Origin of the sequence: Sorangium sp. So ce426 (assembly GCF_051475585.1) — a bacterium.
Lineage (GTDB): Bacteria > Myxococcota_A > Polyangia > Polyangiales > Polyangiaceae > Sorangium > Sorangium cellulosum_B.
In genome coordinates this window covers 7,528,582-7,540,624 of sequence record NZ_CP150341.1, presented here as the reverse complement: position 1 = coordinate 7,540,624, position 12,043 = coordinate 7,528,582, and the positions used below count along the sequence as shown (strand labels likewise).

The 12,043-nt window shown below is 72.0% G+C and carries 9 protein-coding genes; 7 read left to right on the top strand and 2 right to left on the bottom strand.

All coding sequences use genetic code 11. The features are described from left to right. Positions 1-133: 133 nt before the first annotated feature. The 6 genes from WMF44_RS28030 (at position 134) to WMF44_RS28005 (ending at position 7,003) form a co-directional block, all read left to right on the top strand. Complete coding sequence (locus WMF44_RS28030) at positions 134-589, top strand: hypothetical protein (protein WP_437293108.1); 456 nt, start codon at positions 134-136, stop codon at positions 587-589. Next, a complete protein-coding gene (locus WMF44_RS28025) occupies positions 570-947 on the top strand; it encodes a hypothetical protein (protein ID WP_437293107.1) in 378 nt (125 codons plus the stop codon). Before WMF44_RS28030 ends, WMF44_RS28025 begins: the two co-directional genes overlap by 20 nt. Positions 948-964: 17 nt before the next feature. Continuing rightward, a complete protein-coding gene (locus WMF44_RS28020; protein ID WP_437293106.1) occupies positions 965-3,454 on the top strand; it encodes a SpoIIE family protein phosphatase in 2,490 nt (829 codons plus the stop codon). Positions 3,455-3,742: 288 nt separating this feature from the next. Then, entirely contained in the window at positions 3,743-4,156 is a 414-nt protein-coding gene (locus WMF44_RS28015; protein WP_437293105.1) for a hypothetical protein, read from the top strand. Further along, positions 4,137-4,514, top strand: a complete 378-nt coding sequence (locus WMF44_RS28010) for a hypothetical protein (RefSeq protein ID WP_437293104.1) — start codon at positions 4,137-4,139, stop codon at positions 4,512-4,514. Before WMF44_RS28015 ends, WMF44_RS28010 begins: the two co-directional genes overlap by 20 nt. Before the next feature lie 20 nt (positions 4,515-4,534). After that, positions 4,535-7,003: a SpoIIE family protein phosphatase gene (locus WMF44_RS28005; protein ID WP_437293103.1), complete on the top strand. Its 2,469-nt coding sequence runs from the start codon at positions 4,535-4,537 to the stop codon at positions 7,001-7,003. A 384-nt stretch (positions 7,004-7,387) separates the two neighbouring features. Here the strand turns inward: WMF44_RS28005 and WMF44_RS28000 are convergent, their stop codons facing one another. Next, positions 7,388-8,062: a hypothetical protein gene (locus tag WMF44_RS28000; protein ID WP_437293102.1), complete on the bottom strand. Its 675-nt coding sequence runs from the start codon at positions 8,060-8,062 to the stop codon at positions 7,388-7,390. Between the two features lie 69 nt (positions 8,063-8,131). Between WMF44_RS28000 and WMF44_RS27995 the strand changes: the two genes are divergently transcribed. Next, positions 8,132-10,114 carry an ATP-binding cassette domain-containing protein gene (locus WMF44_RS27995; RefSeq protein ID WP_437293101.1) on the top strand — a complete coding sequence of 661 codons (1,983 nt, stop codon included), beginning with the start codon at positions 8,132-8,134 and terminating at the stop codon, positions 10,112-10,114. A 1,065-nt stretch (positions 10,115-11,179) separates the two neighbouring features. Here the strand turns inward: WMF44_RS27995 and WMF44_RS27990 are convergent. Next, complete coding sequence (locus tag WMF44_RS27990) at positions 11,180-11,785, bottom strand: hypothetical protein (RefSeq protein WP_437293100.1); 606 nt, start codon at positions 11,783-11,785, stop codon at positions 11,180-11,182. Between the last annotated feature and the right edge of the window lie 258 nt (positions 11,786-12,043).

The window sequence follows — 12,043 nt, the reverse complement described above, 5'->3', positions numbered from 1 at the left end:
GCTATCGTCGGTGTCAGCAGAAGGGATTGGATCCGGGTTGAGAACCACGTACGCTGCGCCAATCGTGTCAGTGTCCGAACCGAGTCCGAACGGGTCACTGTTTCTATGCATCTCGTTCCATCCGAGCGAGCGTATGGCCAACAGCGTGCTTCGGCTGGTGTCCAGCTTCTGCAGCATGGTGCTGGACGACGCCAACGTGAGCTCGCGGTTCTACATGGCCGCGCACGAGCTCGCCGAGAACATCATCAAGTACTCCTCGGGCCCCAAGGTCAGCCTCGAGCTCGCGCTGGAGGAGCGCGAGAGCTCCTGCGTCATGAAGATCTCCGCGCGGAACGAGGCGTCGCCGGAGCGGCTGCGCGAGGTGGAGAGGCGGCTCTTCGAGCTGAAGGCGGCGAGCGATCCTGTGAAGCACTATGACGAACTCATCTGTGAGACGGCGATGGTAGAAGGGGTGTCGGGGCTCGGCCTCGCGCGGGTGCGCGCGGAGGGCGGGCTCGACGTGGACTACACGATCCAGGGCAACGAGCTGACGATCATCGCGCACGCGCCGGTGGGGAGGTGGAGGGTCGATGAGCAGCTTAAGGGTTGAGCCCGTCGTCACGGACAGCTTCGGGATCGAGCCGGCCCTGAGGGACGACACCCTCATCGTCAAGCTCACCGGCACGGGCGACATGGCGGCGGTCGCGCCGCTCGGTCTGCTGCTCAAGGACCTCCACGCCGAGGCGGCGCGCCTCCGCGTGAGCGCCATCGAGTTCGACGTGAGGGCCCTTTACTTCCTGAACTCGAGCTGCCTGAAGGCGTTCATCAGCTTCATCGCCGGCGTCGCGAGCCAGGGGCCGAAGTGCAAGGTGGAGTTCCTCACCGACGCGAGGCTCGGCTGGCAGCGGCGGAGCCTGACGGCCATCGAGCGCATGTCTCCGGAGCTCGTCTCCATCGCCGATACCTGACGCGAGAGCCGCGGGAGATGAGCGAGAAGCGCCGGACGATCGCCTTCCTGATGGACTATGTCGGGGGAGACTACCAGTCCGAGGTGCGCTTCGGCATCGAGCGCGCCGCGGAGGCCCACGACGTCAATCTCGTGATCGCCTTCGGAGAGACGCTCGCGCTGCCCGGCGAGGGGGGGGCGGCTCAGAACAGCGTCTATCAGCTCATCGGCCCGGAGACGGTCGACGGCATCATCGTCGCCTCGGCGACCCTCTGCCATCACATCGGCATCGAGGGGATGCGCGAGTTCTTCCGGGCTTACGCGCCGCTGCCCGTCTTCAGCATCGGGATGGCGATCGACGGTATCCCGAGCCTCATCGTGAACAACGGCCTCGGGATCGAGCTCTCGGTCGGGCACATGATCGACGTCCACGGGCGCCGGAACATCGCGTACGTCGGCGGACCGTCCAACAACGAGGAGGCCAGGGCGCGCGCCGACGCCTACTGGGCGGCGCTCGCGGCGCGCGGCCTCCCGCTCGACGAGCGCCTCTTCGCGGCGGGCGCGTTCACGATCGACAGCGGCCGCGTCGCGGTGCGCGACATCCTGGACCGCGGGGTCGAGGTCGACGCCGTGGTCGCCGCCAACGACAAGATGGCCCTCGGCGTGATCGAGCTGCTCGCGGAGCGGGGGCTCCGCGCCCCGCAGGACATCCTCGTGTCCGGCTTCGACGACGCCTTCATCGCGCGCTTCTCCAAGCCGTCGCTCACCACCGTTCGCCAGCCCATGAAGCGGCTCGGGGCCCAGGCGGTGGACACGATGATGCGCATGCTCGACGGCGAGGTCGTCGAGGACGTGGCGCTCCTCGACGTCGAGCTCACGTGCCGTGAGTCGTGCGGCTGCCGGGTCCAGGCGAGCGCCTCGCTCGCGCCGTCGGCCTCGACGCCGCGCGACGGGGCGTCCCTGATCGCGGCGCGGCGGGAGTCGCTGGAGACCGCGCTCAGGAGGAGCGTGGCCATCCCGACGGGCTCGCTCGATGGCTGGCCTGGCGAGCTCCTGTCGGCGCTGGAGGACGAGCTCGCGGGGCGGGAGCACCGCTTCCGGCACGCGCTCGAGGCGCTGCTCGACGCGGCGGGGCGCGCGGGCGCGATCCTCGATCACTTCCAGGGCGTGATCGACGTGCTCCGGGAGCGGCTCGGCCGGCCGCCGTCGGGCGGCGGGGGCGTCGCTCTCTACGACGCCCTCGAGCGGCTCTGGCACGTGTCGCGCATGGTCATTTCGAGCGCGTCGATGCGCGTCGAGGGGGAGCGGCGGCTGACCGTGGAGCTCGCGGCGACGTACCTCAGCTGGAGCGCGCGGAGCTTCTCGACGTGCCTGAGCCTGCCCGGCCTGAAGCGCGTGCTCGCGTCGGAGCTGCCGGTCCTCGGGATATCGCGGGCCGCTGTGTCGCTGTATGACGACGCTCCCGAGGCGCAACGAGGTGTCATGCGGTCGCTCTTCCTGATGGAGGACGGCCGCGAGGTGGACCCGCCGGCGGCGAGCTTCCCGGCGCGGCGCCTCGCGCCCGACGGGTTCCTTGGAGGCCGGGAGCGCACGACCATGATCGCGCTTCCGGTCGCGTTCGGCGACGAGGAGAAGTTCGGTGTCGCCGTGTTCAGCAGCGGCGCGCACGAGCTGATCTACGACGCGCTCCGCCTCCAGATCGGCTCCGCGACCAAGGCCGCGGCGCTGCACCGGGAGATGGTCCGCCAGGTGGAGGCGCGCGAGCGGCTGGAGCAGGAGAGGGTCCGCCAGGAGAGCGTCGTCGCGGCGCGCATCCAGACGACGCTGGTCCCGGAGCGGCTGTCGGTCGCGGGGCTCTCGCTCTGCGCCGTCATGAAGCCGGCCGCCGAGGTGGGCGGCGACTACTACGACGTGCTCGCGACCGCCGACGGCGGCTGGCTCGGGATCGGCGACGTGGCGGGGCACGGGCTCGCGGCGGGGCTCGTGATGCTGATGATCCAGAGCATGGTCTCGGCGCTGACGCGCAGGGACCCGAGGGCGAGCCCCGCCAGGGTGATCTCGGCCATCAACGCGGCGCTGTACGAGAACGTCCGCGGCCGCCTGAAGCGGGACGAGCACGCGACGCTGCTCCTGCTCCGGTACGAGCGGAGCGGGCGGGTGACGTTCGCCGGGGCGCACGACGACATCCTCGTGTGCCGCGCCAAGACCCGCCGCTGCGTGTGCATCCCGAGCTCGGGCGTCTGGATCGGCACGCTGCCATCCATCAACGAATTGACGCGAGACGCCGAGTTCGTCCTGGAGGACGGCGACGTCCTCGTGCTCTACAGCGATGGAGTGACCGAGGCGCGCGACGCCCACCATGAGCAGTTCGGCCTCGAGCGGCTCTGCACCACCATCGAGGCCGTGCAGACCGAATCCGTCGTGGTCATTCGTGACAGGATCCTGAAGGAGGTCGAGGGGTGGTGCCCGAGCCCCGACGACGATATCACGGTCGTCGTGGCGAGGTACCGCGCCCCCCGGCAGCCCTGATGCATCGGTCGAGGCGCGGCGGCGCGCCGGCGAAGCGGCGAGCGCCGTGGTCGAGAGGGACACCGTGAACGGGAACGGCGCGCCGGGGCGCTCGCGATCGTTCGCTCGCCTACATGGGCACACGGCCGATCAAGGGGGATTGGATCCGGTGCAAGAATTACGTACGCTGCGTGAACCGTGTTAGCTTCCGGACTGAGCCAGGACGCTTCACCGTTCTTGTGCATCACGTTTTTCCCGAGTGAACGGATGGCTAGCGCGGTGTTACGGCTGGTGTCCAGCTTCTGTGGGATGGTGCTGGACGATGAGAGTGAGAGCTCGCGGTTCTACATGGCCGCGCACGAGCTCGTCGAGAACCTCATCAAGTACTCGTCCGGCCCGGAGGTCAGCCTCGAGCTCGCGCTGGAGGGGGGCGAGGGCGCGCGGGTGCTCGTGATCCGCGCGCGGAACGAGGCGTCGCCGGAGCGGCTGCGCGAGGTGGAGCGGCGGCTCTCCGCGCTGAGGTCGGCGAGCGATCCTGTGAGGCACTATGACGAGCTCATCCGTGAGACGGCGATGGTAGAAGGGGTATCGGGGCTCGGCCTCGCGCGGGTGCGCGCGGAGGGCGGGCTCGACGTGGACTGCACGATCGAGGGGAGCAGGCTGACGATCATCGCGCAGGCGCCGGTTGCGGGATGGAGGGGAGATGAGCGGTTTACGGGTTGAGCCTGTCGTCACGGACAGCTTCGGGATCGAGCCGACCCTGAGGGACGACACCCTCGGCGTCAAGCTCACCGGCACGGGCGACATGGCGGCGGCGGCGCCGCTCGGCCTTTGCCTCAAGGCCCTCCAGGGAGAGGTCATGCGCCTCTCCATCAGCGCGGTGCAGTTCGATATAAGGGCTCTTTACTTTCTCAACTCGAGCTGCCTGAAGGCGTTCATCAGCTTCATCTGCGGGCTCGCGGGCCAGGGGCTGAAGTGCAAGGTGCAGTTCCGCACGGACGCGCGGCTAGGATGGCAAAGACGGAGCCTGGCGGCGCTCGAGCGCATGTCTCCGGAGCTGGTCTCGATCGAGGACACCTGACCGGAGAGCCGCAGGACAAGATGAAGAAGCGCCGGACGATCGCCCTCGTGATGGACTATGTGCGCGGCGAGTACCAATCCGCGCTGCGGATCGGGGTCGAGCGCGCCGCCGAGGCGCACGACGTCAACCTCGTGATCGCCGTCGGGGAGACGCTCTCCGCCCACGGCCCCTCCGAGGCCGCCCAGAACAGCATCTACCGCCTCGTCAGCGCGGAGGCGGTCGACGGCATCGTTGTCGCGTCGGCGACGCTGTGCAATTTCGTCGGCGCCGAGGGGGTGCAGCGCTTCTGCCTGGACTACGCGCCGATGCCCCTGTGCAGCATCGGGATCCCGCTGGAGGGCATCCCGAGCATCGTCGTGGACAACGGCCTCGGGATCGAGATGGCGGCCGGCCACCTGCTCGACGATCACGCGTGCCGGCGCGTCGCGTACATCGGCGGGCCGGTCAACAACGGGGAGGCGAGGATCCGCGCCGACGCGTTCCGCAAGGCGCTCGCCGCGCGCGCGATCCCGTACGACGAGCGCCTCGTCGCGAGCGGCCAGTTCACGATCGAGACGGGCCGCACCGCGATGGCCGAGATCCTGGACCGCGGGGTCGAGATCGACGCCGTCGTCGCGGCGAACGACAACATGGCCCTCGGCGCGATCGAGCTCCTGAAGGCGCGGGGCCTCCACGTGCCGAGGGACATCCTTGTGTGCGGCTTCGACGACGTGGGCGTGGCGCGCTACGCGAAGCCGTCCTTGACGACGGTTCGCCAGCCGATCAAGCGGCTCGGGGAGATCGCGCTCGAGACGGTCGTGCGCATGCTCGACGGCGAGCCCGTCCCGGAACGGAACATGCAGCAGATCGAGCTGACGCGGCGCGAATCCTGCGGCTGCGCGTACCAGGCGATCGCGATGCGGCCGCTCACGAACCCGCCGCGCGTCGGGGCGATGTCGCTCGGCGGCCGGCGCGACGAGCTGGAGCGCGCGCTCGAGCAGGCCGTGGGGATCCCGGCCGCGTCGCTCGACGGCTGGGCCGGCGGGCTCCTGTCGGCGCTGGAGGAGGAGCTCGACGGACACGACGGGTGCTTCCTGCACGTGCTGGAGCGCGTCCTCGACACGGCCGGGCGCGAGGGGGTGTTCCTCGATCTGTTCCAGGGCGTGGTGACGCTCCTGCGCGCGCGGCTCCGGCGGCCGGTCGAGGAGGGGGGCGACGCCGCCGTGAACGAGGCCCTGGAGCAGCTGTGGCATGCGTGCCGCGTCCTCATCGGGAGCGCGTCCGTGCGCGTGGAGGGGCGGCAGCGCCTCGACGTCGAGGTCGCCTCGATCGACCTGAGCTGGAGCGGGCGGTGGTTCTCGACGTGCCTGAGCTTGCCCCTCTTCCAGCGCATGCTGGCCTCGGAGATGCCCAGGCTGCACTTCACGCGCGCCGCGGTCTCGCTCTACGACGACGCCCAGCGAGCCACCATGAAGACGCTGTTCCTGATGGAGGACGGCCACGCGGTGACGCCGCCGACCGAGGGCTTCCCGTCGCGCACCCTGGCCCCTCCCGGGTTCCTGAGCCCGAGCGAGCGCACGAGCGTCGTCGTGATGCCGCTCACGTTCGGTGAGACCGAGTATTTCGGGGTGATGGCGCTGAACAGCGGCATGAACGAGATGGTCTACGACGCGCTGCGGCTCCAGATCGGCTCCGCGGTGAAGACGGTGGCGCTGCACCGGGAGATGGTGCGTCAGGTGGAGCTGCGCGAGCGGCTGGAGCAGGAGAGCGAGCGGCAGGAGACGGCGCTCGCGGCGCGCCTCCAGACGACGCTGGTGCCGGAGCAGCTGCACATCGAGGGGCTGGAGCTCTCGGCGGCCATGACGCCGGCGGCCGAGGTGGGCGGCGACTACTACGACGTCATCGCGACGCCCGAGGGGGGGTGGCTCGGGATCGGCGACGTTGCGGGGCACGGGCTCGCTGCGGGGCTCGTGATGCTGATGATCCAGAGCATGGTGTCGGCGCTGACGAGCAGGGACCCGGGCGCGAGCCCGAGCGAGCTGCTCGCGGCGCTCAACAAGGCGCTCTACAAGAACGTGCGCGGCCGCCTGAAGCGGGACGAGCACGCGACGCTGCTCCTGCTCCGGTACGAGCGGGGCGGGCGGGTGACGTTCGCCGGGGCGCACGACGACATCATCGTGTGCTCGGCGCGCACGCGGCGGTGCGTGTGCATCCCGAGCTCGGGCGTCTGGATCGGCGTGTTGCCCGTCATCGACGAGGTGACACGGGACGCCCAGTTCGTCCTGGAGGACGGGGACGTGCTCGTGCTCTACAGCGACGGGGTGACGGAGGCGCGCAACGCGCACCGCGAGCAGTTCGGGCTGGAGCGGCTCTGCACCGCCATCGAGGCCGCGCAGACCGCGCCGGTCGAGGCGATCCGCGACAGGATCCTGAGGGAGGTCGAGGGGTGGTGCCCGAGCCCGGACGACGACATCACGGTCGTCGTGGCGCGGTACCGCGCGCCGGCGTAGCGCCCGAGGCTGGTTACCGTCGCGACCCAACCTGGGTGGGCAGCCCGGACGGCCCAACCCGGCCGGCCCAACCTGGGTGGGCAGCCCGGATGGCCCAACCTGGGTGGGTGGCCGCGGATGACCCAACCCGGGTGGGGAGGCGCGGATGGCCCAACCTGGGTGGGTGGCCGCGGATGACCCAACCCGGGTGGGTAGGCGCGGATGACCCAACCTGGGTGGGTGGCCGCGGATGGCCCAACCTGGGTGGGTGGCCGCGGATGGCCCAACCCGGGTGGGTAGGCGCGGATGACCCAACCCGGGTGGGTAGGCGCGGATGACCCAACCCGGGTGGGTAGGCGCGGATGGCCCAACCCGGGTGGGTAGGCCGGCCAGGCCCGCTCCGGCTCAGTCGACCGAAGGCACGGTGGCGTCGACCCGGGTTGGGAGCCCGCGCGCGCCTGCGGGCGCGCGGAACGCTGCGCCCGACAGCTCCCGCCGCATGCAGGTGGCCGCCTCGTCGTAGCGGGGGTCGGACGCACTCCCGATGATCGTCGGCACCACGATATAGCCCTCGGCGTCGACGTTGAACTCCACCCGGATGGCGTCAGGCGGCAGCAGGCTCCCGCCCGGGCCGCGGCAGCGCTGCACGAGGTCCCAGTAGAGCTGCGCCCGCGCCGCCTTCTCGATCGCCGGGCTCGACATGTTGGCCTGCACCATGGGCGCGCCGATCTCGACGCGCGAGCGGGGGGCAGGGGTGGGGGCGGGCGCCGGCTCCGGCGGGGGCGCGGAAGGCGCCGGGAGGCCGGTGCTCGTGCCGATCTTCGCGACGCTCACGCCATCGGCCGGCCCGGGGGCGGCCTCCCGCGCGGCGGCGAGGATCTCCTCGAGCGCATCCGGCTCGACGGACCCCACCGCCGGCGCGCTGTCCGTCCGGAGGCGGGCGCCGCGGTCGTCCAGCGACGCGGCGGCGCCGCGCGCCCAGGGGGTGAGCGCCCCGGCGTCGGCCCCCGCCGGCGGCGCGGGCGGCGGGCGCTCGCAGGCCGCGAGCAGCGGGAGCAGGGCCACGAGCGCGGTGCGCACGAGGAGAGGGTCGATCGAATGCGCGTCGCGCGCAACAGCGCCGGCAGTGTACCGTGGCATCGCACGTCGATGCGCGCGCTCCTCGCGATCCTGCGGATCGGTCTTCGCTCGCTGCGCGAGGGGAGCGTGTCGCCCATGTCGTCGTCATCGGGAGGCTCGCGAGGCGGCTCTTCCAGCGCCGCCGCGCGCCTCGCCCTCGTCGTGGCGCTGTCGTCGCTCGCGGGCGCGCTGTCCGGCCTGCTCCCGGCGATGGCCGGCGTGGCCATCGGCGCCGTCTCCGGACGCGAGGCGCCGCCCTCGGGCGGCATCGGCGGCGCGCTCGCCCGGCTGCTCGCCGGCGCACCGCCGGCGGCCGTGGTCCTCGCAGCGCTCGGCGCCACGCTCGTGTCCGCCTCCCTGGCGGTGCTCTCGGGCCGGAAGAGCTCGGAGCTCGGCGGCGACCTCACCGCCGCGCTCCGCGTCGCGCTCTTCCGGGCGGCGCTCTCCGCCTCGCCCCGCGACGTGGACGCCGCCGGGCGCGCGCTCATCGCGGCGCAGGCGGCGGGGCCCGCGCCGCGGCCGCCGAGCGCCGGGCCCGCGCCGCCCGTCCGGGGCGCGGAGGTCGTGCGGCTCGCGATCGCGCGGGACGCCGGCCTCGTCGCCGATTTCGCGATCGCCGTCGCGACCGGCTTGCCCCAGGCGCTCGCGACGCTCGCCGTCCTCGCCGGGTCGCTGGTCTCGAGCGGCATGGCGCTCGTCCTTGCGGGCGGCGCGGCGCTGTTCGCGGCCTCGCGCCTCGCGGCCGACCGGGCCTCGGGCCGCGTGGCGCGCGCGATGCGGGAGATGCAGCACGCCGACACGGCCGTCTTCGGCGCGGTGGGCGAGGCGCTTTCGGGAGCGGAGGACCTCCGCCTGCTCGGCGCGCGCGCCCAGGCCGAGGGAGAGCTCGCCGCGGCCGCGCGCCGGGTCGCGGACGCGCGCCGCCGCTTCGGCCAGGCGCTCGCCGTCTCCGGCCAGATCAAGGGCACGCTCGCCGCGCTCTCGCCGCTCGTCATCGTCGCCGCGCTCGCGGCCTCTCGCGGGGTCGCCGGCGCGGGTCAGGTCGGAGAGCTCCTGCTCGTGGTGCCGCTGCTGATGGCGCGCCTCGAGGCGCTCGACGCCCTCCGCGCCGGCTTCATCGAGCGCGCCTCCCTGCTGCGCGCGACGCTCGCGCTGCTGCGCCTGCCCGAGCACCCGCCGCGCCCCTCCGGCGGCCTCGCGGTGCAGCTGGACGGCGAGGCGAGGCGCCCCCTGTCGATCGCCTTCGAGGGGGTCACGTTCACGCCGCCGGGCGCGAGCCGCCCCGTCCTCGATGGCGTGTCGCTCTCGATCCCCGCCGGAGCGGTCGTCGGCGTCTGCGGTCGCTCCGGCAGCGGCAAGTCGATGCTCCTGCGCCTGCTCCTGCGCCTCGACGAGCCGTCGTCGGGCGCGATCGCCGTGGGTGGCGTGGATCTGCGGCAGATCCCGCCCGAGGAGCTCCCGCGGCTGTTCGGCGTGGTGGGGCAATCGACGCGGCTGTTCGAGCGGAGCATCGCGGACAACCTGGCGCTCGGCCTCGATCCCGCGCCCACGGAGGAGCGCATGCGCGAGGCGCTCCGCCGGGTGGAGCTCGACGAGCTCGCAGGCGCGCCGCCGGCGGGGGGCGAGGCGCGGCCTGCGCGCGGCCTCGCGACGGAGGTGCGCGCCTCACCGCCGAGCCTGTCGGGCGGTGAGGCGCGGCGGCTGCTGCTCGCGCGGGTGCTGCTGCGCGAGCCGCGGGTCTTCGTGCTGGACGAGCCGGAGGCGGGCCTGCCGGGCGCCACAGCCGAGGCGGTCCTCCGCACGGCGTGCGAGGTCGCCGCCGGGCGCACGGCCATCGTCGTGACCCACGCGCCGCACCTCCTCAGGTCGACGTTCAACGTGCTGCTCGACGGCGGTCGGGTCGCGGCGGTGGGCACGCACGAATCCCTCCGCGAGAGCTCGCCGCTCTACCGGTCGCTCCTGGCCGAGGCGCTGCAGCGAGCGCCTGCTCCCGCGAGGCCGGCTTCGGGCTGACCCAGGGAGGTCGTGGCTCTCGAAGCGGCGCTGCGGCAGGAAGAGCATGGACTGTTCATAAATGTTGAGAAGGATTCGATGGATAGCCAGGGAGCGGTTCGTCGACAGCTCCTTGACCGCGAGCGGCCCAAGGAGATCGACGGAGCCGAGATCCTGCCTGCGAAACGGCCTGTTCCACGGGGTCTTCGGCGAGAGGTCGGCCGGTAGATCGAAGGCGGGGGAGGAGAGATACTGTTGAATCGAGTGCATCGCTTCGCTTTCTTGGCGTTCGTCTGGCCGCGAGCGTGGCGGTCGTGCGGGGACCGACGCACGAGCCCGAGCGGGGCTCGCAGCGCCACCGTGCTCGGCGCAATTGGGCGGGGTCGTCGCCCTCAGGCTCGGCGCGCGAGTGCAATCCACAGACCATGCCCGCACGGAAGGTCGGAGCGGCTTGAATCTGACCGAGGCGCGCACCCCTGGAGCGGGCAGCGGGAGAGCCTCCGCGCGGTCATGGCGCTCGGCAGGGCTTCTGCGCGCAGGGGTCTTGCTCGATCGAGCAACGGTTGGAGACGATGCGGGCAGACTGGACGACGCTTCTCGGGCTCGTGCGCTGAGCACCAGCGCTTCGAGCGACACACGAGCTGCCTATCGGCCGGGCGCATCGGGACGCCCACGGACAGCGCCCGTGCCGCGCCTTTTCAGCTGGGTAACGGGCTCATCACGGGCGCGGTGTTTCGCGTAGAAGGCCGCGCCGGCTCGTCGGATCCACACGTGGGCCGCGTGTGCTGTCCTGCCGAGTCCGGCATCAGCGCCGCTCTTGTTCATGAGGCGGCCTCCATGGTTGTGCGTCAGGTGTCTATTGAGAAGTAGTATTTATAAAGCGGCTGCCGCCGACGAGCGCGACGGCAGCGACGAGGAGCAGGAGGCGACAGGTGAGGCCGCAAGGCGGTTCAGCTCAGGGCGCGCCGCGGGCCGTGCGGATCGAGGGATAGAGGGCGCTCGCCTGACGGGGCTCCGCTGCCGTGCAGATTGGCCGCTCGTCCGGATATCATGGTTGGAAGGGGTCGTGCGCTCGCCTGCGCGGCCTCATCGGTCGCCGGGGCCGCTCGCTCTCACGGTCTGGTTGGCGATCTGCTCGGTATCGCTGCCGGGGCGGAGCGCCTCCTCCGGCACGTCCGCCGGTACATCGGGGGGGCGGCCTGCGAGCCCTCGCGCGAGGCAGACGAGGATGGAAGCGGTCCCCCAGGCGAGCGCGAACGCGACGCCTGCGTCGACGATCGCGCGGTACGGCGGGGGCATCTGCCGGACGAGCACGATGAGCGCCACGATGCCCGCGATGAGCACCCATGTCGCGATCAGCCGGCGGCGCGTCGTGTGAAAGAGCGCCATGCAGTAGAGCGGCGCCAGCGCCACGTGCAGCGGACGACGGTGGTCCGCGAGGTGGAGCGCGCGCGCGACTACCCGCGGCGAGAAGCGCTGCTGAAAGCCGCGATACCCCTCGAAATAGGCGATCGCGACCGTCCAGACCCCAAGCAGGACGAGCTGGCCTGTCGTGAGATCGTGGGCTGTCAGGATGCGAACCGCCGTGGCCCCGAGGCGGTAGATGGCCTCGACCAGGACGGCCACGACGCCGAGGACACCCCAGAGGACGACGGCGAGACGGCGCTGCTGCTCGCGGGTGGACGAGCTCATCGGACCCGCGCCGGATCGAGGGGCCTCGCGGCCGCGGGGCGCGAGCCGTCTGCCGCGTACGGGGGCGATCGCTTCGGACGGTGCGCAAGGCAGCCGAATCGCGGCATGTCGTCGCATGCTAGGAGAGGTTCGGAGCACGTCAACCGGAACCTCAGCCGGCAGGAGACCGCCTGTGGCACCTGCGCCGGCAGCGCTGCACCGGGCCTCTGCCGGCTGTCGGCGCGCCGGCATCGCGCCGGCGGCATCGCCGGCATCGCC

Excerpts from the sequence above, each read along its gene's own strand:
- WMF44_RS28005 (WP_437293103.1), top strand. The coding sequence starts at position 4,535 with ATGAAGAAGCGCCGGACGATCGCCCTCGTGATGGACTATGTGCGCGGC.
- WMF44_RS28030 (WP_437293108.1), top strand. The coding sequence starts at position 134 with ATGGCCAACAGCGTGCTTCGGCTGGTGTCCAGCTTCTGCAGCATGGTG.
- WMF44_RS28025 (WP_437293107.1), top strand. The coding sequence starts at position 570 with ATGAGCAGCTTAAGGGTTGAGCCCGTCGTCACGGACAGCTTCGGGATC.
- WMF44_RS27995 (WP_437293101.1), top strand. The coding sequence starts at position 8,132 with ATGCGCGCGCTCCTCGCGATCCTGCGGATCGGTCTTCGCTCGCTGCGC.
- WMF44_RS27990 (WP_437293100.1), bottom strand. The coding sequence starts at position 11,785 with ATGAGCTCGTCCACCCGCGAGCAGCAGCGCCGTCTCGCCGTCGTCCTC.
- WMF44_RS28015 (WP_437293105.1), top strand. The coding sequence starts at position 3,743 with ATGGTGCTGGACGATGAGAGTGAGAGCTCGCGGTTCTACATGGCCGCG.
- WMF44_RS28010 (WP_437293104.1), top strand. The coding sequence starts at position 4,137 with ATGAGCGGTTTACGGGTTGAGCCTGTCGTCACGGACAGCTTCGGGATC.
- WMF44_RS28020 (WP_437293106.1), top strand. The coding sequence starts at position 965 with ATGAGCGAGAAGCGCCGGACGATCGCCTTCCTGATGGACTATGTCGGG.